Genomic DNA, 21,752 nt, shown 5'->3' on the forward strand with positions numbered 1-21,752 from the left:
AGGCCGCCTTTATAAGGCCCGGCTCGCAAGATGTGCTGGATCACGCCCGGCTGATCGCCTGAGCCGTCCTCTAGTTCGGCGGAGTCGATGGCTGGATGCCTGTCCTGGACGCTGGCGAAGACGCGCAGACCTGCGCGAGGGCGGCGGCGGCGATATCGACAACGTACTGGCATGGGCTGTGAGCATGGCTGGCTTCCGTTCCTGCATGGAAGCCTCAGCTAGCGTCGTTGCAGACCCTCCACCAGCAACGTCCAGCAGCCGCCAGACAGCCTGCTGTGATCAACGGTCGCAGCGGATATTCATCCATTCCGAGAGGTCGTTGCATCTCGGGCACGATCGATAAAAAGCCTTTTATCCTAGGCGGTTGGCCTGTGACTAAAAAGCTTCACAAAGGTTAACGCCGCCAACCGAGTCTGCAATGCTGCGTTGCAACACACCCGCTACCGCTCAACTCCGGCGAGGCGCATCTAACAGCACGAAGCAACCGCCAAGATGGACATCCCGAACATGGCACTCTTCGCAAAACTCTCATCGCTCATCGAGCGCCGCCGCCGCGAAAGCCAGACCGCCTACGAGCTCTCGCTCCTGAGCGACCGCGACCTCTCCGACCTCGGCATCTCGCGCATCGACATCAAGCGCCTTGCCCGTGAAAGCGCTGAGAATGGCGTGATCGACCTTTACGACTGGCGCGATCGTCGCGACGCCGTCGCCACCGGCCTTGCCGCCTGATCGGCGATGTCGCGCGCAAGCGCTGAAAGACGGTTCAAAGCAACCGTCGAGAGTTCGTCGACAGAACCGAGGCGAACGTCGCCGGGCATGATTGCCCCTCCTGAAACAAGGCGTGATCACCTTTAGTGATCGCGCCTTTTTCATGTTCAGTGCCATCTCCAACACGACCGATCCCGCGTCCGACAGATGTCGTTCGCTTAGCTGATGCGGCCGGACCCAAGGAATAAGGCGAGCATTCCCACCTAGGCTCGCTAATCGAATCTGACTGACGCGGTGCCGGCAAAGCGCAATCGACTTGGCCGCGGCCCGGATGTCGGCTTTTGCCCGCGTGCAGGTCGGGCAGATGATCAACCGACAATGCTAAAGACGCGGGCTAAAGACGCGGGCTAAAGACGCGGCCGCGTGCGCCCCGGATGGCGAGCAACCTCGCCACCACCCTTCCCGGATGCATGAGAGCGAACGGCCCAATGCGGGACCCTATTTCGTTTCACGACGAATAAGGGCATATCGGGCAGCCTTTCCCGTTCACCTGCCTTGCAAGACGATGCCCGAATTTCGCTTCGAACTCATGGCCGTGGATGGTGCCGCCCGGCGCGGTCGGCTGCACACAGCCTGGGGCGTCATCGACACCCCGACTTTCATGCCGGTCGGCACCGCTGCCACCGTCAAGGCCATGACCTTCGAGATGGTACGCCAGACCGGCGCGCAGATCGTGCTTGGCAATACCTATCACCTGATGCTGCGGCCCGGTGCCGAGCGGATCGCGCGGCTGGGCGGCCTGCGGCGTTTCATGGGCTGGGACGGCCCGATCCTCACCGATTCCGGCGGCTTCCAGGTTATGTCGCTGGCAGCCAGGCGCAAGCTGGATGAGAAAGGCGTCGTCTTCAGCTCGCATATCGACGGCTCGAGGCACGAACTCACGCCTGAGCGCTCGATCGAGATCCAGCACCTTCTCGATGCCACGATCACGATGCAGCTGGATGAATGCATACGCCTGCCGTCCGAGCGGCATGAAACCGAGCGGGCCATGGAACTGTCGCTACGCTGGGCGGAGCGCAGCAAGCAGGCATTCCAGCCGCGCCAGGGTTACGGGCTCTTCGGCATCGTCCAGGGCGGAACCGACCTCGAGCTTCGCGCCCGCTCGGCCAAGGGGCTGGCCGCTATCGGGTTCGATGGCTACGCCGTCGGCGGGCTTGCCGTCGGCGAGCCGCAGGCGTTGATGTTCGAGACCCTCGAAGGGACCTGCCCGCACCTGCCGACGACACATCCCCGCTATCTCATGGGCGTGGGCAAGCCCGCGGATATGGCCGGCGCGGTCCTGCGCGGCATCGACATGTTCGATTGTGTCATGCCGACGCGCTCTGGTCGCACGGCCCAGGCCTTCACGAAGCGCGGCCCGCTCAACATGCGCAATGCCCGCCACGCCGATGATCCACGACCGCTTGATCCCGAGGCGGACTGCCCGGCCACGCGCGACTATTCCCGCGCCTACCTGCATCATCTGGTCAAGTCCGAGGAGATCCTCGGGGCGACGCTCCTTTCTTGGAATAATGTCTGGTATTATCAGGAGGTCATGCGCGGCCTGCGTCAGGCGATCGAGGACGGTCGCTCGCAGCAATTCGTTGCCGACATGCTAGCCAGCGAGGCGGCAGGCGACATCCCGCCTCTGCCCATTCAAAAAGATGCTCGCTGATCGGCGATGCACCTCTCAGGACAACAGGCCTCCGCGACATGCCGTACGTCCACCGATAGGTCGGATCTTCCACCGCTCCCGCTCGATAGGAGCGGATGTCCGAGCATGCCGGGCGCCACGAGCTGCGACGAGGCGAGAAAGGTCGGCCTCCTGGGCGTGGCGCAGCGGCCCAGACGATCGGCCGCATAGGCGATAGTGCCGACCCGGCCGATCGCAGCCCAATCAAGAGCTGCCGATCAACACCGACCGCATCATCATCCGCCGTACCGATGCTAGACCTCGCATTCGACCATGTAGCTGGTAGCAGACGATCGTTGCCATGCGGCGCTTAATCGGGCGCCCCCTGACGCTAGGCTGCCCCCGTGCCACAGCGCAGACGGCCTTGCCCTGCCTTGAATGGACCCGCCGGCTTGCGCCCGCCGCGCCGACAATGGTGACCTAACGCCACCGGAGCAAGCGCAGCGCGTTCAAGGTGACAAGGACCGTCGCTCCCGTATCTGCCAGGATCGCCGGCCAGAGTCCGGTCAGGCCAACGAGCGTGGTGATCAAAAAGACGAGCTTTAGACCGAGCGCCACGGCCACGTTCTGGTGGATGTTGGCAAGCGTGGCGCGCGAGAGGCGGATGAGAGCCGGCACGTCCTGCACCTTGGCCTTCAAGAGCGCTATGTCGGCTGTTTCCAGCGCGACGTCCGTCCCGCCACCCATGGCGATTCCGACCGACGCCGCCGCCAGGGCCGGCGCGTCGTTGATCCCGTCGCCCACCATGGCGACGGGACCACCCTGGCGCAGGCGACCGATCTCGGTCAGCTTCTGGTCGGGGAGGAGTTCGCTCATGACCTCGACGCCCAAGGTCGCCCCAATCGCCGCCGCCGCACGCCGGTTATCGCCTGTGAGCATATTTGACGTGATCCCTAGGCGTCGGAGCTCGGCGATGGCAGCAGCCGCGTCCTCGCGAGGCTCGTCACGCAGGGCGATTACGCCAAGGGGGCGGCCCGACGCTATGACGACCACGACCGTCTTGCCCGCCGATTCCAGCTCGGCCACGCGCCGGCCATCCGCCTCCGCCAAGTTCGCATGACGGGGTGCCAGCACCGCCACGCGAGCGCCTTCCACGTCCGCCTCGACGCCGCGACCAGCCTCGGCCTTCGCATTGCTGGTATTGGGCAAGACGATCTGCCGCGCCGTTGCCGCCTGGAGGATGGCACGCGCCAAGGGATGGCTCGAACCGCCCTCGACGGCGGCGGCCAGACGAAGGATCTCCAAGTCGTCGCCTTCACCCAGTGGCTCGATGTCGGTGACCGCCGGCTCGCCTCGGGTCAGCGTCCCCGTCTTGTCGAAGGCGATCGACTTGACCTTGCCGATCGCTTCCAGGGCCGCACCACTCTTGACGAGCAGGCCACGTCGCGTGCCGGCCGCCAGCCCCGAGGTGATGGCGGCCGGGGTGGAGAGGACCAGGGCGCAAGGACAGCCGATCAGGAGGAGCGCCAGGCCGCGATAGATCCAGGTATCCCAGGGAGCACCGAACAGCAGGGGCGGCAGGAGTACGGTGAGCAGTGCCACGCCAACCACGGCTGGTGTGTAATAGGTGCTGAACCGCTCGATGAAGCGGGCGGTCGGCGAACGCGCCGCTTCCGCCTCCTCAACCATCTGGATGATGCGCGCGATCGTGTTGTCCGACGCGGCCCGCTCTGTCTCCACGGTGAGCGCCGCGCTGCCATTGACGCTACCGGCCAGGACCTGCTCGCCCACCCCCTTGGGGACGGGCACGGATTCGCCGGTAACCGGGCTCTCGTCAAGCTCGGAGAGGCCCTCCAGAATCCGACCGTCGACAGGGACACGATCACCCGGCCGCACCAGCACATGCTGGCCGATCGCCACCTCCTCCGCCGGCACCGTGCGCGTCTGCCCGGCTTCGACCAAAAGGGCAGTACGCGGCACAAGAGCGCCTAGCGCCTGGATGCCCGCCCGGGCACGCCCTGCCGCCAGGCCTTCCATGACCTCACCCAGGGTGAAGAGGAAGACGACGACGGCGGCCTCGGTCGGCGCACCGATCAAGAGCGCACCGATCGTGGCGACGGTCATCAGCATCTCGATGCTGAAAGGTGACCCGGCACGGGCCAGCGCGAACGCCCGCCGGCCGGCCCAATAGAGTCCAACAAGGGCGGCCGGCAACTCGGCCCAGCCTTGGGTCACCGGCAGCAGGAGACCCGCTAGATAGCCCGCGACGAGTAATACGCCGATCGCCGCGAGCCAACGGAAACGCCTGGCCTGCCACCAGGCCCCTTTCTCTGGCGTCCCATGATCATGGGCATGCGCAGCCGAAGCGGCTTGCGCCTTTCCCTGCCCATGCGCGTGATCGTGCCCATCCTCGTGGTCATGGTCATGGTCATGGTGATCATGACCGTGGTCGTCATCGTGATCATGACTGTCGCCAAGGTCGTGGCCACAGCATGAGTCGCTTGCCGGTTCCGGCGCGCGTGCGGCCTCATCCTGCAGGAGACGTGCGTCATAGCCCAGGCTGCGGATCTGCGCCTCGATCGAGGCCCGGGGAGTCTGGCCTTCGTCGAGAGCGAAGGCCAGCGTCTGACGCTGAAAACTCACGGCGACGTCGGACACGCCGGGCTTGCGCCTGACAGCAGTCTCGATCTTGCCCGCACAGCTGGCGCAATCCATGCCGCCAATGCGATAGCGCAATGGCTGGCGGGCAGGAAGGACGGTGGTGTCGGCGACCATGACGGGCCTCTTGCAATTGATGCACGCCTGACAATATCGGACCTGTAGTAGCTATAGGTTCAAGAGGTTTTCGCACGCATGGACGCCGCCTTCTCGATTGGCGATCTCGCGGCCCGGACCGGCACCAAAGTTGAAACGATCCGTTATTACGAAAAATCCGGGCTGATGCCGCCCGTGGCACGCACAGCCGGCGGCCACCGGGCCTACAACAAGGGCCATCTCGATCGCCTGGCCTTCATCCGCCATAGCCGGGAGCTTGGCTTTCCCCTGGAGAGCGTCCGCACGCTTCTGGCGCTAAGCGATCGGCCGGATCAGTCCTGCGCCGAAGTTGACAAGGTGGCGCACAATCACCTCCGCGCGGTCCGCGATCGCATCGCTCGCCTCAGATCGCTCGAGACCGAGCTCGTGCGGATGATCGAGGACGGCAGGCACGGCCAGGTCGGCGACTGCCGAGTCATCGAGGTCCTGGCGGACCAGAGCCACGCGCATTGCCTGCACGATCATCACGACGGAAAGGATCTCTGAGGCCAGGGCCTAGAGCGGAAGCGGTTCGAGCTTACGCAGACGGAGACCGACGGCCACGGCCAGGAGGAGCAGCCCGCCGGTGACTGTAGTTACGCCGGCCCATCCGTGGCTGGACCAAGCAAGGCCGGTCGAAGTGCCGACGATGCTCGATCCCATATAATAGGCCAAAAGGTAGAGCGAGGATGCCTGCGCGCGGTCGACACGTGCCCGCCGACCAACCCAGGAACTGGCGATCGAGTGAGCCGCGAAAAAGCCGGCGGTCAACAGCGCCACGCCCAGGAAAATGAATGCCAGCGAAGAGAGCGCTGTCAGGAGCAGGCCTAACAGCATCACCATCATGAAGACCCAAAGGACCCGGCGTCGGCCCAAGCGGTCGGCCACCTTGCCCGCCCAGGCCGAACTCAAGATGCCCAGAGAATAGACGATGAAGACAACGCCGACGGCCGTCTGGCTGAGATTGTAGGGAGGTGTCGTCAGCCGAAAGCCAAGATAATTATAGACGCTCACGAAACTGCCCATCAGCAGGAAGCCCGTCGCAAAAAGCAACCGCAGTCCTGGATCGGCAAAATGGTGGAGCAACGAGCGCATGAGGGCCGGCGGGTCGAAGCTGCGCGCTGTGAAATGGCGCGACTCCGGCAGCACGTTCCAAAAGGCGATACCGATCACGAGGCTGAGAGCGCCGAGCGAGCCAAGGGCGACGCGCCAGGAGGCATAGTCGGCCAGTATTGAGGTTATCAGGCGTCCGCCCAGGCCGCCGATCGCATTGCCGCCGATATAAATGCCCATGGCCGCGCCCAGATGGGTCGGCTCGACCTCCTCCGCCAAATACGCCATGCCGACCGCGGGAAGGCCGCTCAACGCGATTCCTTCAAGCGCGCGAAACAACAGGAGAAGGCCAAAGGTCGGCGAGAAGGCCGCCAGCAGGTCGAAGCAGGCTGCCAGGATGATCGAAACGGTCATGATCCCCTTGCGGCCGACCACCTCGGAAAGCGAGCTCGCAAAGACCAACCCAATGCCCACCGTGCCCGTGGTCACGGAAAGCGCCAGGCTGGCCGAGGCGGCGCCCAGCCCGAAATATTCGGTGAACATCGGAAAGAGCGGCTGCGTGTTGTAGAGCAAGGCGAAGGTGGCAAAGCCGCCCAAAAACAGCCCGAACGCGGCCCGGCGGTACTCGATCGTGCCAACGCGAATCAATGTCGGCCGCGATGCCCCATCGTCCAAAGGAGCGACCTTGCTCATGCCACGTCCCTGCTCTTGCCAACGACGCTCATTTATATGACGTGCGCTCAAGAATCAGCCCCTTGCGGCACATGGCTTCCAAGCCCGCAGAGCGGAACTGACCCTTGAAGCATGCAGCCGCGCGGACCGTCCGGCCGGCCTATGGCGGCAGGCGTAAGCTTGGTCGAGCTAGCGCTTCATGATCGAACCCAATACACCGCGCACGATCTGCCGTCCCACTTGGCTGCCAACCGACCTGGCCAGCGATTTGACCAATGCCTCGCCAGCACTCTGGCGCCGACCACCGCCGCCGCCCAGAATGTCGTCAAGAATGGAGCCTCCCTGGACCGGGGGAGGTGCCGCCGCCGTTCGTCGAGCTGCCGGGGCGGGAGCCGATGCCTGGGCGGGAGCGGATGCCGTCGGCTGGGAGCGGCGAAAAGCGCCGCCCCAGGGATCGTTGCTCCGCGTTGGCGCGCTTGGCACCTCGCGTGGGCTCGGTTCCTCGACGCTGGTCGTCCGCGCGTTCAGCCGCTCGAAGGCAGAGTCCCGGTCGACCGGCTGGTCATATTTGTCCTTGAGCGGGCTGCGCTCGATAAGAGCCTTGCGCTCCTCCGCCGTAATGGCGCCCATGCGTGAGCGCGGCGGCAGAATCTTCGCCCGGTCGACGATGGCGGGCACGCCACCTGGCTGCAGCATGGAGACGAGTGCCTCACCAACGCCCATCTCGCCGATCACGTCCGCAGTCTTGAAGGCAGGGTTCGGACGGAATGTCTCAGCTGCCACGCGAACAGCTTTTTGATCGGTGGGCGTGAAGGCACGCAACGCGTGCTGGACGCGATTACCCAGTTGTCCCAGAACCGACGAGGGCAGGTCTTGTGGGCTCTGCGTAACGAAATAAACCCCAACGCCCTTGGAGCGGACCAGCCGGACCACCTGCTCGATCTTATCGATCAAGGCCTTGGGGGCGTCATTGAAGAGGAGATGCGCCTCGTCGAAGAAAAAGACGAGCTTGGGCTTGGCCAGATCGCCGACCTCCGGCAACTGCTCGAACAACTCCGAGAGCAGCCAGAGAAGGAAGGTCGCGTAAAGACGCGGGCTGCGAACCAGTTCATCGGCCGCCAGGATGCTGACCGCGCCGCGTCCGTCCGGAGCCAGCAGCATGAGATCCCCGAGTTCGAGGGCCGGCTCCCCGAAAAATGGCTCACCGCCCTGCTGCTCGATTCCCAAGAGACGTCGCTGGATCGTCCCGATCGTCGCCTTGCTGACATGGCCGTAACGGCTGGAGAGATCATCAGCGCGCTCGGCCACATACGCCAGGATGGCCTGCAAGTCCTTGAAGTCGAGAAGAAGAAGCCCCTCGTCGTCGGCAAGCTTGAAGGCGATATTCAAGACACCTTCCTGCACCTCGTTCAACTCGAGGAGGCGCGCCAGGAGCAAAGGGCCCATCTCGGCCACCGTGGCCCGGACCGGATGGCCTTGTCGACCGAAGAGATCAAGCAGGATGACAGGCGTGGCCTCGTAGGCGAAATCGGTCTCGCCCAACTCGGCCGCCCTGCTCTCCACCTTGGGATTGGGACTGCCCGTCTGCGAGAGGCCGGCCAGATCACCCTTGATGTCGGCGCAAAAGACCGGCACGCCCGCCCGGCTGAAACCTTCGGCCATCACCTGCAGCGTGATCGTCTTGCCCGTGCCCGTGGCACCGGCGATCAGCCCGTGCCTGTTGCCCAGCGCCAGTTGTAGATACTGCGCCTCCTGCCCTCGTCCGAGCAGCACGGCCTCCGTCGCCATTTCGCTTTCTCCACGATGCCCCACGGCATCGATCATAAGGAGGCACGACAATATTCGGCAACTGCGCGGCCTGTCTTACAATCATGGACACGGGTCTAAAGTTGCCTTACGAAAGCTTTAATAACGAGTACAACATAGGTCCATCAGGGAGAGACCATGCTCGCCAAAGCCGCGCCTTTCTTGGCACGACGCGCCCTTATCGGCGTCCTCACCGCAGGCCTGCTTGCCGGTAGTGCGCTCGCCTCGACCGCTGGCGCTGAGACCCTTACGGTCTGGTGGAACAAAGGTTTCTATCCGGCCGAAGACGAGGCTTTCGACCAAGTGGTCGCAGAATGGGAGAAGGCCACCGGCAACAAGGTCAATCTCTCCTATTATTCAACGGGCGACATTCCGGCCAAGATCATTTCGGCGATCACCACGGGCCAGGTGCCTGACATCGCCTATGCCGATCTGAACGATTTCGCCATCGTACCGCAGCAGGCCTGGAAGGGCGCGCTCGAGGACGTCTCGGACGTCGTCAAGCCGGTAGAGAACAAGTTTACCCCGACAGCACTCAAGGGAGCCAATCTCTATAACGACCAGGAAAAGAAGCGCTCTTATTACGCCGTCCCGCTCAAGCAACAGGCTCTCCACAACTTCATCTGGAAGCCGATGATCGAGGAGGCCGGCTATAGCGAAAAGGATATCCCGCTCGACAACTGGGATAAATACTGGGCCTTTTTCGGCGACGCACAGAAAAAGCTGCGCGCCAAGCGGCAGCGCGTCTTCGCGCTGGGCTTTCCGATGTCAACGGTCGATTCGGACAATTACTATACATTCAACCAGTTGGCCCTGGCCTATGGAGCCCGCTTCGTCAAACCGGACGGCACGCTCAATCTGGACGATCCGAAGGCGAAGGAGGGGGCGATCAAAGCCATCACCTTCCTGACGCAGGCCTACGCCGACGGCTTGGTGCCGCAGGGTGCGATCAACTGGGGTGATCCCGACAACAACGCCGCCTTCTTCAGCAAACAGATCATCATGACGTCGAATGCGTCCGTGTCGATCCCGGTATCGAAGTCGGATGACGAGAAGACCTACCACGAGATCATCACACAGCCACAACCGACGGGTCCCGACGGCCAGCCGGTAAGCAGCCTGGTCGCCGTCAAGATCGCCGTGATCCCCAAAGGCGCGCCGCAGGTCAAGCTCGCCAAGGATTTTTTGAGCTTCTTGATCGAGCCGGAGCGCCTCGACAGCTATTTGAGGGCGGCGCGTGGCCGCTGGCTGCCGGTCATGCCTGAATTGATCAAGAGCGATCCCTTCTGGACCGACCCCACCAATCCGCACATCCCGGTCGCCGTCAAGCAGGAGCTGGAGGGCCCGACCGAGCCCTGGCCGTTCGTCTACAATCCCGCCTACAGCCAGGTGAATGCCGAGCAGGTGTGGGGCAAGGCGATCGGCGACGTCATCACCAACGGGCTGACGCCAGAGAAGGCAACTGAGAAGGCGTTCGCGCGGATCAGGGAAATCTTCGCACAGTACCAGATCGCTCAGAACTGAGGCAGCATGGCGAAAGCAACCTCGGAGCGGGCGCCGCCGCTGACGCGCAGCGATACCGGCCGGCAGCCACGCAAGCTGGCACCGGAGCATCTCTGGGGGGTCGTCTTCGTCCTCCCCTATATCGCCATCTTCCTGCTTTTCGTGGTCTACCCGGTGGGCTACGGGCTCTGGCTCGGCGCCGATTGGACGAAGCTGCAAGCGCTCTTTGCCGACCCGCTCTACTATCGAACGGCAGTCAACACGCTCATTCTTCTTCTGGTGGGCGTGAACCTCAAGATGTTCATAGCATTACTGCTCTCAGGCTATCTGCTCCAGCCTTATAAGTGGATGCCGTTCGTCTTCATGCTCATTGTCCTGCCCTGGGCAATGCCGGCCATCCCGACCTTCATCTCGGTGCGCTGGATGCTGAACGGTCAATGGGGCCTGATCAACAACTTTATCTGGACGTTTTGGGAGATCGAGGGGCCCGGCTGGCTCACCAGTCCCAGCCTCGCCATGGGCTCGGTCGTCACCTTTTATCTCTGGAAGTGGGTGCCGTTCTGGACGGTCATCTTCGTCGCCGGCCGGACCGCGATTCCCAAGGAGCTCTACGAGGCCGCAGCCATCGACGGCGCTCGCGGGCTGCAGATGTTCCGCTTCGTGACCTTCCCGATGATGGCCAGCCTCTATCTTATCTGCACCGTGCTTTCGATGATCTGGACGCTGGGCGACTATAACACGGTCCGCTTCATCACGGGCGGCGGCCCCGTCCTCTCGACGCATGTGCTGGCCACACTGGGCATACGCGACGCCTTTGAAGTGGGCGATCCCGGTCTCGGGATGGCAGCGGTGATCTCGGCCTTGCCGCTGCTGGTGCCACTCGTCGCTTTTCTGGTGTGGAAAATGAACAAGGAGCACGTCCAGCTATGAGCGCGGCTGAAACCGCCCCCGCGCACGCGGTGGGCAAAGGCGGCATCGGCGCCCACCTCGCTGCGCTCCTGATCGCCCTCCTCCTCCTCTTCTGGACGCTCTTGCCGATCTACAACATGATCCTGGTCGCGCTCGAACCCGGCGACTCCGTCTTCTCGGGTGCGCTCTGGCCCGAGACTTTCAGCCTCGAAAATTTCCGCATCGTCTTCACCCAGGACCACTGGTACCTGAAGCATTTCTGGTTGCAGATGCTCAACAGCCTGATCGTCGGGCTGGCGGCCGCTTTCTTCACGGTGCTGATCGGCTCGATGGCGAGCTTCTCCATCCAGCGGCTCAGGCTGCGCTACGGCACGCTGCTATCGAACACGGCTCTGCTCAGCTACGCCATCCCGCTCTCGTTCCTGGCAATCCCGTTTTACAATATTCTCCATAATTACGGGCTCCTGGACAATCTCTGGGCCTTGATCATCGTGGCCGTCACCTTTGCCACGCCCTATGCGATCTTCATCTTCTCACAATACAGCGCCAGCATCCCGATCGAGCTCGACGAGGCAGCACGAATCGACGGTGCCAGTGTACCGCAGATCTATTTCAAGCTTTATATGCCACTCATGCGGCCGGCCCTGGTGGCTGTCGGCACCTACGCCCTCCTGCTCGCCTGGAACGAATATCTCTATGCGTTCCTGCTGCTTTCCTCGGAGACGACGGTCACGGTGCCGGTAGCACTTGGCTATTTCCTTTCCAGCGACGACAGTCCCTGGAACATCCTGATGGCAGCGGCGCTGATCTACTCCATCCCGCCGCTCGTCATCTATTATGCGATGCGCAGGCACATGACGACCGGCTTGACGGTAGGCTCCGTCAAAGGATGATCCCACAAGCTGCCGCGAGGGCCGCTTGTGACCCTTGCCCACGGGCATTCGTCCCCTTATGTTCCGCCGCGCCGGCGGACCCCTAGCTCAATGGTAGAGCATTCGACTTTTAATCGACCGGTTCCGGGTTCGAGTCCCGGGGGGTCCACCACCGGCCTACTAACGTGTTGAAACGCCGTCGAAATCCAGTAATATCAAGACTTTGAGGCGCCCAAGAGGTACACACAGCAGGTACACACGGGCTTCAAAGCGATGGTTGCGATGGCCTCACCTTGGCGACATCCGAGCACCGGCGTCTATCACCTAAGGCGGCGCATTCCGCTGGACCTTCGAGCGGCTTTTCACGGCCGTGACATCGTAAAGCGCTCACTGAGGACCAAAGACCCAGCCGAGGCCAAACGGCTCTTTGTTGCCGCCAATGCTGAGCTGGAGGCGGAGTTTGAGGCGGCCCGAAAGCGGCACCCGGCCAGCAATGCCCTCTCGCCGCTTCCTGCCCAACGAGAGATCACCAGCGAAGACGTGAACCGCATAGGCCACAACTTCCTTGTGCAACTCCTAGAGGAAGACGAAGGGGCGCGCTCCGAAGGCTTGGACGACAGGTATTTTCGGAAGCTCACGGACACCTCTGAGTGGGTTCAAGAGATCGCCCGCATCAGCTTGGCCCGAGGCGATCTCTCACTCAACGATGACAACATTTCGGAGGCGCTAGCTGCTGAGGGCTTGAGTGCTGAAAAAGACTCGCCCGCGTATCGAGCCGTGGGAATGGCGATCCTTAAGGCGTTCGTTACAGCCGGTGAGTTGGAGAGCCGCCGCAATCAAGGCGAGGTGGTTAACACGCCAGATCGCATTGAACCGCCCGGCGTGACACCCAGCGGCCCAACCTTGAGCCAACTCTGTGAGCGCTGGGCAGCCGCGACGAACCCAACGGGACGCACGGCAAAAGAGTGGGCCATGTCCGCCCGCCGTTTCGATGAAATCACCAAGAGCACTCCTATTGAGGCACTCACGGTCGAGCAGATCGAGGCTTACCGCGATAGCCTTCTGGCGTCAGGGAAGCACCCCGCCACGGCTAAGAAGCTTGTGGGGGCAGTCCGCACCCTCCTGAACTTCGCCACCGAGAAACGCCTCATCCCAGCCAATCCGGCTGCATCCGTGCGCGTCAAGGTGACCAAGGCGCCGTTGAAGCGACGGCTTCCGTTCGACGCTGACGACCTCAGGACGATCTTCAAGGGCTTCCCGGTGTTCACCCAGCGGGAAAGGCCGAAGGCTGGCGGCGGTGAGGCGGCCTACTGGCTTCCGCTTTTGGCGCTCTATACGGGGGCCAGATTGGAGGAACTGGGGCAGGCTCTCCTGTCGGACGTGAGGACAAGCCCTGATGGCATTCCTTATCTAGACATCAACGACGATGACCCTGGCAAGAGCCTGAAGACCATCAGCAGCCGCAGGCGCATTCCGCTGCATCCTCGCCTCATCGAACTCGGCTTTGGCACCTATGCCGATGACCTCCGGTCCAAAGGGCAGGTCAGGCTATTCCCTGAGCTTCAGCCCGACGTGTTCGGCAAATGGACCGGCAACTGGTCCAAGTGGTGGGGACGCTACAGCAGGCAGCACGGCATGACCGATCCGCGAAAAGTCTTTCATAGCTTCCGGCATGCGTTCAAGGATGCTTGCCGAGACGCGGATATACCGCGAGAGGTCCATGACGCACTTACGGGCCACTCAGAGGGCCGCAATGAGGGCGAAGGGTATGGCACCGGGTTCAGCCTTAAGAGGCTCCATGAGGCGATCTGCAAGCTCAGCTATAAGCCGTAGCGCCCTCTCGTTGCTCTTTCTAACCTCGGCATGCACGCAACCTGAGCAGGCCGGTGGGGCGGACGCCAATGCAACATACCACGTGGCCGATACGGCGGACGGCTTCACGCTCTCGCTAGATTATTCCCGCTACCAGTTCATCCCCGAGACGGATGCGCTGATTGCCTCTTGCAAATCGGCTTTGCTCAGTCGCGCCTATGAGGTTGCAGAGGAGCGCGGACGGGAGTTGGAGCCGATCAACGAGCAGCGCATAAAAGTGTCTACTGGTCGCAACGGCGTGACCGGCATAACCTCGTGCGCAGCCAGCGTGCCTGCAAGTTACCGCAGAGGGTCCTGAAGAGATGCTCGTGGAAGCAATTTGTCCAATCTGGGATGTTCCGGCCGAGCGCGATCCTATCGTTGGAAATGCCGTCACCTACCGTTCTCCGCGAACGGACGGCGCATATACCTTAATCCGCGCCGCCCTGCCGATGCTCCAGAATCTCGATGAGGCTGCTAAGGCACGCCTAACTTCATGGGTGGTCGAGCAGCACCGCGCCGGCGATGAGTCTCCGAGGATCACATCAGACACCCTGTCCTTGATTGAAAACAAGCACTCTATGCCACTGAACCGCAGGTTCGATCAGCTACTACTGTTCTTCGCCACCCGAGAGCGCATACTCGGCTATAGGCTCGATCTCGGGAACCAGCACACAAACCAGTTTTCAGATGATGGGGCGGCGGCTGCGGCATGGACCGAGTGCAGAACGATCCAAGAGTTAGCCAATCTTTGTCGTCTTCTTATGGGGCGTCGCCTTGTCCAATTTAACGGCGGCGAACTTTCACTGACTGTGAATGGGTATGAGCGGCTTGAGGTCCTGCAGACGCAACCCACTGTCTCTCTCCAAGGCTTCGTTGCGATGTGGTTCGATACCACGATGGACGACGTCTACCAGCGAGGCATTGCACCTGCCATCGAAGACTGCCGCTACACTCCAATGAGGATCGACCGCAAGGAGCACATCAATAAGATTGACGATGAGATCATAGCCGAGATCAGAAGGTCACGCTTCATGATCGCTGATTTTACCTGCGGCACCATCTCAGATGGTGAGCGCAAAGAAGCAATTGCCCGCGGTGGTGTTTATTACGAGGCGGGGTTTGCTCGGGGTCTGAACATACCCGTCTTCTGGACTTGCCGCAAAGACATGATCGAACACGTCCACTTCGACACGAGACAATACGCGCACATCTTGTGGGAAGACCCCGATGAACTCAGGAAGAAGCTAAAGAACTGTATCGAGGCGGTGCTCGGCACGCGGTATATTAGCGCCCCTTGACCAAGTGGCCCTCGGCCGCCGCCAGCACGACTTTCATTCGTTGCGGCGATCCACCATAGCGGCCTCGGGGCTGAGTACGGGTCGCCTCACTTCTTGCACTCCGGGCTGCCCGCATAGACACCCGCCTTATCGAACTTTGCCCACCGGCATGCATGACCCGCGTCTATCATGAGACGGCCTAGGTCTTGTCCACCAGTCTGACAGAAGCCCACTTTTCTAGCGTGATTCCATCGGTTGCACGCTTGCTCGCAGGTCACGTCACTGAGCGCATCGAGTGGAAAAGCATATGACCCTAGGTGGGCCTACCACGCCCAAGCCACGGAGAAACAATCCCGAGACCAAGTCCGACCGCTACAACTCTATCGCCGATCGTCTGGCGGCCACCGATAGTCCGCACCAGATGCTCCTCCTAGAGGCCATCGCCGCGCTACGCCAAGCGGCACAGGATGCGAAGCGGATGAGTGGCACCAAGAAGGGCACCAAATGACCCGCGTTGATCGAGACACGTTTCGTCGGTTCATTGAGGAATATCCGGGCGTCCTGACCCCCGAGTGGAACAGCGAGGGTGACCCGCCGATCCGCGACTGGCGGGACGCGCAGGGCATTCTACGCGCCAGCCATCAGCTTCCCGCCGAGGAAGGGGATACGCAGGACGAGTGGTTCGAGGTGGACGCATGAAGCATCTAGCCGTCCTGCTATCTCTGCTAGCCGCTGCCCCGGCCGTGGCCGCGACACCTCGCGTTGTCGATGGCGACACGCTGGTCCTCGATGGCACGCGGTGGAGGCTGTGCGGTATTGATGCGCCCGAGCACGATGCGCCTGGCGGCTCAGAGGCTACGGCATACTTACACAAGCTCGTAGACGGCCGAGACGTAACGTGCAGCCTCGCCTGCAACCGAACAGACCGATACGGACGCAGCGTGGGGTTCTGTAGCGTCGCAGGTAAGGACCTTGGCCGCCTCATGATCGACGCCGGGCATGCCTGCCGCTGGGCGCGCTATGATAACGGCGTCTATCGAGGTGCCGAAGAGTGCAAGAGGCGCTGAAAAGGCAGCCGCCCGCCAACGTGGTGCAGTCACCGCCCACGCCTTCAAGCAGTGGTTCCACAAGACGCTCATACCTGAGGTCGAGCGCCGGATGGCCCCCACGGAGAAGGTTCGCTTCGGCTTTATTGACGAGGCCAAGCCCGAAGAGAAAGCCCCAGCCGCCCCCGTCAATGACCGCCTCGCGCACCTCGTGGGCGGCACCGAACTCGTCACCGCGCGTGACGGCAAGGTGTTCACCACGAGCCTTCAGGTGGCGAAGGTCTTTGGGAAGCGCCACGACAACATCCTAAGCCTGATCGACAGCATCTCGTATCAGGCGGGGAGCACTGCACTTGATTTTAAGTTCAGTAGCTACACAGACGTCACGGGGCGCAAGCTGCGGATGTTCGAGATGGGCCGAGACGGGTTCACGCTCCTCGCCATGGGTTTCACTGGGGCCAAGGACCCGATCGAGCAGGCGGGGGCAGTCTGCTCAATTTTAAGCAGACCCCCACATAGAGCCTCAAGGCGGCCACATAGGACTTCAGCTCAAAATTGAGCAGAAGTGCGTCAGCCTGATAACTAGCATCCTAATGGACGCCGCAGTGTGCAGCATGGCGCTTCCAATGGCCTCAGCCACCTCCCAGAAAACACGCTAAAGTAACGTAACGCTAACGCCGGCAGGTATCACCCTACATGCCAACCCCGTATCGCGCGTTCTTGCCCACCCCCGCCTGACGCTACGGGCATGTTTGAGAGCCTTGGGCGGACTTGATGACGGCCTCAGGTTCCAAGCGGGAGGCTTAGGCGAACATCTCGTACCGCCCGGAACCATATCGCGTCTCATGGCGAGCCTGTAGAGCACCCGCTGGTTAACTATAGGCGCTCCCATGGTGAACTCTAGGAGTATCACCTGTATCTATTATCTATGGAGTCTCTAAGGAAGTCCTATAGATTATCTTTTCATACCATACTTTTACAGATGAAGTCAAGGTCGAAAACACAGATGAGCGCGCTATTGGGCCAGTTTAGATAGATATACTAGGTGAACTGCATTCACGGCACAGCACCGTCTGAGCCTGCCCCCGCCACCGCGATATTCTGTGCAAAAATCTCAGCCCCTTACATAGAGCAAAGTCACGGCCCTTCCCCCATGGCCCCCTCGGAGTCCACCGAAAGGTTGGCCTAGGGCAGCCTCTTGCCGTGCTACACCCGTACTACGCCACATGCATTCCCATTGGTCAGTCCAAAGGTGAGGCACTGGGTCCTAATGTGCCACAGGCTGACCACAGGTCCACGCTAAGTCGTTGATATTGCTCAGTGTGCAACGGATACGCAATCCGTTCAAATATTGTCATAAAGGGTATTATTAATCACAATTGTTTGGTGTCCTTCGGCGGTCCTCGGGATTGTTCCACGGAGGCACAGAGCGGGGGCATCTGTCGCTGTTTGGGTTCACCTGGAGCTGCGCTATACGGGTATCCCGCAGAAAAAGCTAAGGGTCGAGTTTAGCATACCTACAGGTCAAACCCTGTGGAGCGCGGTGAAGCGGGCGTCCTCGCGGGGCGCTGCGGCTCACTGCTGGCCTAGTTCGTCTTACTGGTCTTTGTGGTTGATGGTCACCGATTGATGGACGAGCTGCTGGCCTGAGTGGTCGGTGGTTCGTCTATCTTCTTTAATTCATTCCGGAGGACTTCGGGCCTGACCATTAGAAGACCTGCGCAACGACAGACGAAAGGCAAACTGCGAATGACCGACCACAATGAAGACCGCTGGAAACCCAGAAATGACGATCACGACTACCTTCTCTTTTGGCGACGGCCATCCGCCTGCCCAGATTGAAGTCGAACGCAGCGAGCAGCCTACGCGCCGCAGCCTTCACGCCCTTGCCACGATCTTCCCGAAGATGTCGCAGGAGGCCTTTGATGACCTCGTGGCTGACATCAAGGAACACGGCCAGAGGGAGCCAATAACCGTCCACGGGGTCACCGGTGAAGTGATCGACGGGCGTCACCGCTACGAGGCGTGCCTGAAGCTCGGCCTAGAGCCGGTACTCAGGGTCTTCGGAGGTAAAGACGAGGAGCTTCCCGCCCTTGTCATGTCCTTGAACAGCCACCGGAGGATGTTGACGACGGAGCAGCGGTCCATGGTTGCCGCAAAGATGGCAACACTGGCTGTCGGGAGGCCCGCACAGGAAATGGGGCCAGCTGGCCCTATTAATTCTGACAGCGAGGAAGAGGCCCCAGTTGATCTATCTGCTGCCGTGTCGATCCCCGACGCTGCACAGGCCATGAATGTGTCCCCGAGGTCCGTGAAGCGTGCCAAGCGTATCCTCGCATCGGGAAACCAAGAGATCATCGCCAAAGTGGAGGCCGGAGAGATGCGGTTGAATACGGCAATCAATACAATCGATCCGCCCAAGCCCTATGAGCATAAGCGCAGTGAAGCCGATAGGCGCACCCAGCTCGCCCTCTTGGTTGGCGCATACTACGGACGTGTTTGCTCCCGGCCCTCTTTCCCGAAGAACGCAACTGAGGTGGGCATAGCAGCGAAGAACCTTGGCTTTAGTATCCATGACGCAGACGCCTTGGCCCGGCTCCTCGGTGCGTACGTGCAGGATGTGACGGACTTCTAGGTCCACTATCCAACAACATCAGGGTGCATCCTCGCCTCTCCTCTCCTTTGATTGACCATCATGGGGGGGATGGGTGAGGTGTGCCCATGTAAGAAGGCCAGCATGGACGAACCAGCAGCATTACTCATAGTAGACACCGGGGAGGGGCACAGAGGGGTAAATACTACCACTTGTTGGACCCGAGAGCAGCTAGAGCGGTCCTCCCGCCTTGAATTGACCCGGCAACCTGCCACCCCAGCCGGTCATGCTCTGATCAGGACCATAGCCAGCCGCATAGTGGACCACGAGCAATCCCGAGGCAGGCGCAAGAGGGGCCAAGCCGAGATCGATGTCCTTTATCGTGGCCTAGGCTGCGTCGTCGGTGGCGTGCTTGCGCAGTGGGCTGAGACGCGGCTCCCAGTGTACCGCTCCACCTCTAACATATCCGCCTTCACCGGCCTTCCCGTGTCGTTCCGACAGTTCCTCTACCTGATGGACACCCTGGAGACACTTGGGCTTCTCAATAAGAAGCGCTCGTGTTTCACCGATTACGGCTTTGGGCGCACCTACAAGGCGGCTCAGTATTGGCCCTCCGAAGCGCTCCTAGCGTTCGCGTCTTCACACGGCATCGACCCGATCCGTGACTACCCAGCCGTATCCTATGGCTCCCCGAGCAAGCTTCCGCCGCAAGGGCCGATTGTTGTCGAAGAGCACGCCACGAAGCAGGCCCTCGGCAATGGCAAGTCCGTCAAGGTCAAGGGCAAGTCGATTGCCTACGACCCGCTGGACCCGCTGGCTATCGAGTATGCCGAGTTCATTGCTCGCCTCAATCAGCGAGTGGCCGAGGCCGACATCAAGGGCGTATCCACGCCAGCCTTCTTCATCAAGTGCAGCGGCAGCCTCAACCTTCACAGCCGCATCTACAACGGAGATTGCGAAGTGAATTATCAGAATATCCCGAAAGAGCGCCGCAGAGCTGAGGTGATCATTGATGGCGAGCCCACCGCTGAGATCGATTATCACGCCTCGTGGCTCTCCCTTCTATATGCAGCCTCCGGGACTGCGCTCCCAAAGGGGGACCTCTACACCATCCCCGAGTTGGACCGAGCTTGCGTCAAGGCGTTCGTCACGGCCACCATTGGCAATGGCAAGCCGCTGAAGAGTTGGCCTTCCCGAGCAAAGGCAGCGGCCAAGGGCCGGCCACCGTTCAAGGTGGTTGCAGCCAAGGTGCTAGCCAAGCATCCAGTTCTGCATCACCCGGCCGTTCTAGTGGGTGTTCACCCCGAATACTGCGCCAAGGCGCTGATGCACATCGAAGCGGGCCTTCTTCGCGCCGCCATCGACTTCTTTGCGCCAGGCGTAGCGCTCCCCCTGCATGACGCTCTGATCGTTCCCAAAGGGATGGCGCAGCGGGCCAAGGAAGCAATGCTTCGTGCTGCCGCCCTCGTCGACGCCGAGATGCGGGTGACCATCACCGGCTGACCGGCACAAGCAAACCCAACTCCTTGAAAAGTAACCCAAAATGACCCACGCAGGTTCTACCTTTTCGCGCCGACCGATCCAAGTAAAGACGGTCACAAGGCAAATCCAACCGCATATCACCGCGTCTGATGAGGCCGTCATGGCTGACCTCAAGGAGCGCTTCCGGCACGCCTACGGAAAGCCGCCGTCAACCTCTATGCTGGTCAGCATTGCCCTCCAGCACCTTGGGCAGGACGTGCTAGTCCTCAATAGGCCCTTCCCCAGCCTCCATCTGGTGGACGCCTGATATGCTCCAGCGCCTCCAGTTCCCCTGCATCCTGTGCCTTCGCCTGCTGAGCGTCGCAGTCTCAGTGCTCCTCCTCGGGGCCATCCCCAACCCGTGGATCAGCGTGCCCTTGGTCGTTGCAGCGACCCTCCATGCCCTCTGTGAAATCCACAAGGTCGAGGCCGATGGACGCCAGTAGCACCACCCGTGCCCTCTTCAAGCTCGACCACCTCGCATCACTGTTGACCGTCTGCTGTGAGACGTGCCGAGAACGGCGCCCCCTTTCGTCCCACATCAGCGCCCGCAGATTGCTCTCAGTCGAGGACGGCTGTGCCCGCACCCGCCTCCGCTACACCTGCCAGCGGTGCCTCTTCGAGGGGCGTCGAACGCCTCGTCATGATGATGAGATGGATCTGGTGTTCGCTCGCGCTCGCGCAGCCAAAGAGGCAAAGTCGAGAGTCCATCAGGCGATACTTGCCAAGTACCCCGGAGCCGAGGCGGTGGAAGGCTTGATGCTCACGCTGGTCCCCCATGGGGAGCACCGAGACCCGTACAATCCGTTCCAGCGCGGCCCCTCGATCAACCCGCGTAAGGTTGCAGCCAGACGGCGAGCCAAGCTCAGACGCCAAGCCCGCCCCAAGGAGCAACCGCGGTGATTATCGGCATCAACCTTTCCCGCCCCATCTCGCCACCTCCTCCACCGCCGCAAGCCTGAGCTGAGGACATCTCAGCCATAGTACCCGCCACAAGCCGGAGACTGAAGCCATGCGCCCAATTCGATCAGATACACGAGACCATGACCCAACAACTCATCGACATCACCCTGTCTGCCCAGAGGTTTCACTCAAGGCGTGATCCTTCCCAGGCGGTCTACACCAAGGACGGCCGTTTCCTCCTTGAGGGCAGTACACCACTAGCCAGCGTCTCGCGCTTGTTTTTGGCACAGTCCGCCGACCCCCAGGCGCGCCTTCGCGTGACCTACCCCGATGGCCGCGTGTCGGTCACACCCGGGACTATCCAGAGCCTCGCACAGTGGGCCTACGAGGGTGGCGATAAGCAGCCGCTCCACCGCGTTCCGTATCAGGCATATGACGCCGCTGCCCTAGAGCGCGCGGCCTAAGCTCGCACCAAACAGCCGAACGTGCCTCCACAGGATGCTCCGCCACAACGCGAAGCCCGAGCACGTCTCGTCGCCCTTCGCAGCCTCGTCGCTGCTTCTCACCGTA

General features: G+C 61.6%; 20 protein-coding genes and 1 tRNA gene. 17 read left to right on the plus strand and 4 right to left on the minus strand.

Annotation, left to right across the window (positions count from 1 at the left end):
* Positions 1-507 precede the first annotated feature (507 nt).
* A complete protein-coding gene (locus CFB17_RS09675; RefSeq protein ID WP_106408567.1) occupies positions 508-729 on the plus strand; it encodes a DUF1127 domain-containing protein in 222 nt (73 codons plus the stop codon).
* 544 nt (positions 730-1,273) lie between these two features.
* Entirely contained in the window at positions 1,274-2,422 is a 1,149-nt protein-coding gene (gene tgt, locus CFB17_RS09680) for a tRNA guanosine(34) transglycosylase Tgt (RefSeq protein ID WP_088561555.1), read from the plus strand.
* Between the two features lie 438 nt (positions 2,423-2,860).
* Here the strand turns inward: tgt and CFB17_RS09685 are convergent, their stop codons facing one another.
* A complete protein-coding gene (locus tag CFB17_RS09685; protein ID WP_243389839.1) occupies positions 2,861-5,155 on the minus strand; it encodes a heavy metal translocating P-type ATPase in 2,295 nt (764 codons plus the stop codon).
* A 78-nt stretch (positions 5,156-5,233) separates the two neighbouring features.
* Here CFB17_RS09685 and CFB17_RS09690 point away from each other — a divergent pair, with 78 nt between their 5' ends.
* Entirely contained in the window at positions 5,234-5,680 is a 447-nt protein-coding gene (locus tag CFB17_RS09690; protein WP_088561347.1) for a MerR family transcriptional regulator, read from the plus strand.
* 9 nt (positions 5,681-5,689) lie between these two features.
* Here the strand turns inward: CFB17_RS09690 and CFB17_RS09695 are convergent, their stop codons facing one another.
* Complete coding sequence (locus CFB17_RS09695) at positions 5,690-6,919, minus strand: MFS transporter (protein WP_088561348.1); 1,230 nt, start codon at positions 6,917-6,919, stop codon at positions 5,690-5,692.
* 168 nt (positions 6,920-7,087) lie between these two features.
* Positions 7,088-8,686 carry a helicase HerA-like domain-containing protein gene (locus CFB17_RS09700; protein WP_088561349.1) on the minus strand — a complete coding sequence of 533 codons (1,599 nt, stop codon included), beginning with the start codon at positions 8,684-8,686 and terminating at the stop codon, positions 7,088-7,090.
* Positions 8,687-8,842: 156 nt separating this feature from the next.
* Between CFB17_RS09700 and CFB17_RS09705 the strand changes: the two genes are divergently transcribed.
* The 13 genes from CFB17_RS09705 (at position 8,843) to CFB17_RS19170 (ending at position 20,725) form a co-directional block, all read left to right on the plus strand.
* Positions 8,843-10,228, plus strand: coding sequence for an ABC transporter substrate-binding protein (locus CFB17_RS09705; RefSeq protein ID WP_088561350.1), 1,386 nt, complete (start codon positions 8,843-8,845; stop codon positions 10,226-10,228).
* A gap of 6 nt (positions 10,229-10,234) precedes the next feature.
* Complete coding sequence (locus CFB17_RS09710; RefSeq protein ID WP_088561351.1) at positions 10,235-11,137, plus strand: carbohydrate ABC transporter permease; 903 nt, start codon at positions 10,235-10,237, stop codon at positions 11,135-11,137.
* The gene (locus tag CFB17_RS09715) at positions 11,134-12,009 is read left to right on the plus strand and encodes a carbohydrate ABC transporter permease (protein WP_088561352.1); all 876 of its coding nucleotides are present in this window, start codon (positions 11,134-11,136) and stop codon (positions 12,007-12,009) included. Before CFB17_RS09710 ends, CFB17_RS09715 begins: the two co-directional genes overlap by 4 nt.
* A gap of 76 nt (positions 12,010-12,085) precedes the next feature.
* A tRNA-Lys gene (locus CFB17_RS09720) sits at positions 12,086-12,160 on the plus strand.
* Between the two features lie 110 nt (positions 12,161-12,270).
* Complete coding sequence (locus CFB17_RS09725; RefSeq protein WP_088561353.1) at positions 12,271-13,821, plus strand: site-specific integrase; 1,551 nt, start codon at positions 12,271-12,273, stop codon at positions 13,819-13,821.
* Positions 13,822-14,162: 341 nt separating this feature from the next.
* Complete coding sequence (locus CFB17_RS09735) at positions 14,163-15,140, plus strand: hypothetical protein (RefSeq protein ID WP_088561355.1); 978 nt, start codon at positions 14,163-14,165, stop codon at positions 15,138-15,140.
* A 286-nt stretch (positions 15,141-15,426) separates the two neighbouring features.
* Positions 15,427-15,627: a hypothetical protein gene (locus tag CFB17_RS09740; RefSeq protein WP_088561356.1), complete on the plus strand. Its 201-nt coding sequence runs from the start codon at positions 15,427-15,429 to the stop codon at positions 15,625-15,627.
* Positions 15,624-15,818 (plus strand): hypothetical protein, encoded by a 195-nt coding sequence (locus CFB17_RS09745; RefSeq protein WP_088561357.1) that lies wholly within the window; start codon positions 15,624-15,626, stop codon positions 15,816-15,818. Before CFB17_RS09740 ends, CFB17_RS09745 begins: the two co-directional genes overlap by 4 nt.
* Positions 15,815-16,186 carry a thermonuclease family protein gene (locus CFB17_RS20070; protein ID WP_088561358.1) on the plus strand — a complete coding sequence of 124 codons (372 nt, stop codon included), beginning with the start codon at positions 15,815-15,817 and terminating at the stop codon, positions 16,184-16,186. The genes CFB17_RS09745 and CFB17_RS20070 overlap by 4 nt, the downstream gene beginning before the upstream one ends.
* The gene (locus tag CFB17_RS09755; RefSeq protein ID WP_088561359.1) at positions 16,119-16,724 is read left to right on the plus strand and encodes a Rha family transcriptional regulator; all 606 of its coding nucleotides are present in this window, start codon (positions 16,119-16,121) and stop codon (positions 16,722-16,724) included. Before CFB17_RS20070 ends, CFB17_RS09755 begins: the two co-directional genes overlap by 68 nt.
* Positions 16,725-17,951: 1,227 nt before the next feature.
* Positions 17,952-18,800, plus strand: coding sequence for a ParB/RepB/Spo0J family partition protein (locus CFB17_RS09760; protein ID WP_165769533.1), 849 nt, complete (start codon positions 17,952-17,954; stop codon positions 18,798-18,800).
* 471 nt (positions 18,801-19,271) lie between these two features.
* Positions 19,272-20,261 carry a hypothetical protein gene (locus CFB17_RS09765; protein ID WP_165769534.1) on the plus strand — a complete coding sequence of 330 codons (990 nt, stop codon included), beginning with the start codon at positions 19,272-19,274 and terminating at the stop codon, positions 20,259-20,261.
* 287 nt (positions 20,262-20,548) lie between these two features.
* Entirely contained in the window at positions 20,549-20,725 is a 177-nt protein-coding gene (locus CFB17_RS19170; RefSeq protein WP_165769535.1) for a hypothetical protein, read from the plus strand.
* 115 nt (positions 20,726-20,840) lie between these two features.
* Here the strand turns inward: CFB17_RS19170 and CFB17_RS09770 are convergent, their stop codons facing one another.
* Positions 20,841-20,990, minus strand: a complete 150-nt coding sequence (locus tag CFB17_RS09770; RefSeq protein WP_165769536.1) for a hypothetical protein — start codon at positions 20,988-20,990, stop codon at positions 20,841-20,843.
* A 332-nt stretch (positions 20,991-21,322) separates the two neighbouring features.
* On the opposite strand from CFB17_RS09770, the gene CFB17_RS09775 reads away from it, so the two are divergent.
* The gene (locus tag CFB17_RS09775) at positions 21,323-21,646 is read left to right on the plus strand and encodes a hypothetical protein (protein ID WP_088561363.1); all 324 of its coding nucleotides are present in this window, start codon (positions 21,323-21,325) and stop codon (positions 21,644-21,646) included.
* Positions 21,647-21,752 lie beyond the last annotated feature (106 nt).

The sequence above is a fragment of the Arboricoccus pini genome (genome assembly GCF_900187945.1).
In the GTDB taxonomy this organism is placed as follows: Bacteria; Pseudomonadota; Alphaproteobacteria; order Geminicoccales; family Geminicoccaceae; genus Arboricoccus; species Arboricoccus pini.

What these genes read in the sequence shown, in the direction of transcription:
- CFB17_RS09765 (WP_165769534.1), top strand. Translation starts at nt 19,272, where the DNA reads ATGGACACCCTGGAGACACTTGGGCTTCTCAATAAGAAGCGCTCGTGT.
- CFB17_RS09715 (WP_088561352.1), top strand. Translation starts at nt 11,134, where the DNA reads ATGAGCGCGGCTGAAACCGCCCCCGCGCACGCGGTGGGCAAAGGCGGC.
- CFB17_RS09760 (WP_165769533.1), top strand. Translation starts at nt 17,952, where the DNA reads ATGACGATCACGACTACCTTCTCTTTTGGCGACGGCCATCCGCCTGCC.
- CFB17_RS09745 (WP_088561357.1), top strand. Translation starts at nt 15,624, where the DNA reads ATGACCCGCGTTGATCGAGACACGTTTCGTCGGTTCATTGAGGAATAT.
- CFB17_RS09770 (WP_165769536.1), bottom strand. Translation starts at nt 20,990, where the DNA reads ATGGACTCTCGACTTTGCCTCTTTGGCTGCGCGAGCGCGAGCGAACAC.
- CFB17_RS09700 (WP_088561349.1), bottom strand. Translation starts at nt 8,686, where the DNA reads ATGGCGACGGAGGCCGTGCTGCTCGGACGAGGGCAGGAGGCGCAGTAT.
- CFB17_RS09755 (WP_088561359.1), top strand. Translation starts at nt 16,119, where the DNA reads ATGCCTGCCGCTGGGCGCGCTATGATAACGGCGTCTATCGAGGTGCCG.
- CFB17_RS09710 (WP_088561351.1), top strand. Translation starts at nt 10,235, where the DNA reads ATGGCGAAAGCAACCTCGGAGCGGGCGCCGCCGCTGACGCGCAGCGAT.
- CFB17_RS09735 (WP_088561355.1), top strand. Translation starts at nt 14,163, where the DNA reads ATGCTCGTGGAAGCAATTTGTCCAATCTGGGATGTTCCGGCCGAGCGC.
- CFB17_RS09775 (WP_088561363.1), top strand. Translation starts at nt 21,323, where the DNA reads ATGACCCAACAACTCATCGACATCACCCTGTCTGCCCAGAGGTTTCAC.
- CFB17_RS09740 (WP_088561356.1), top strand. Translation starts at nt 15,427, where the DNA reads ATGACCCTAGGTGGGCCTACCACGCCCAAGCCACGGAGAAACAATCCC.
- CFB17_RS09695 (WP_088561348.1), bottom strand. Translation starts at nt 6,919, where the DNA reads ATGAGCAAGGTCGCTCCTTTGGACGATGGGGCATCGCGGCCGACATTG.
- CFB17_RS09685 (WP_243389839.1), bottom strand. Translation starts at nt 5,155, where the DNA reads ATGGTCGCCGACACCACCGTCCTTCCTGCCCGCCAGCCATTGCGCTAT.
- CFB17_RS09725 (WP_088561353.1), top strand. Translation starts at nt 12,271, where the DNA reads ATGGCCTCACCTTGGCGACATCCGAGCACCGGCGTCTATCACCTAAGG.
- tgt (WP_088561555.1), top strand. Translation starts at nt 1,274, where the DNA reads ATGCCCGAATTTCGCTTCGAACTCATGGCCGTGGATGGTGCCGCCCGG.
- CFB17_RS09705 (WP_088561350.1), top strand. Translation starts at nt 8,843, where the DNA reads ATGCTCGCCAAAGCCGCGCCTTTCTTGGCACGACGCGCCCTTATCGGC.
- CFB17_RS09690 (WP_088561347.1), top strand. Translation starts at nt 5,234, where the DNA reads ATGGACGCCGCCTTCTCGATTGGCGATCTCGCGGCCCGGACCGGCACC.
- CFB17_RS09675 (WP_106408567.1), top strand. Translation starts at nt 508, where the DNA reads ATGGCACTCTTCGCAAAACTCTCATCGCTCATCGAGCGCCGCCGCCGC.
- CFB17_RS20070 (WP_088561358.1), top strand. Translation starts at nt 15,815, where the DNA reads ATGAAGCATCTAGCCGTCCTGCTATCTCTGCTAGCCGCTGCCCCGGCC.
- CFB17_RS19170 (WP_165769535.1), top strand. Translation starts at nt 20,549, where the DNA reads ATGCTCCAGCGCCTCCAGTTCCCCTGCATCCTGTGCCTTCGCCTGCTG.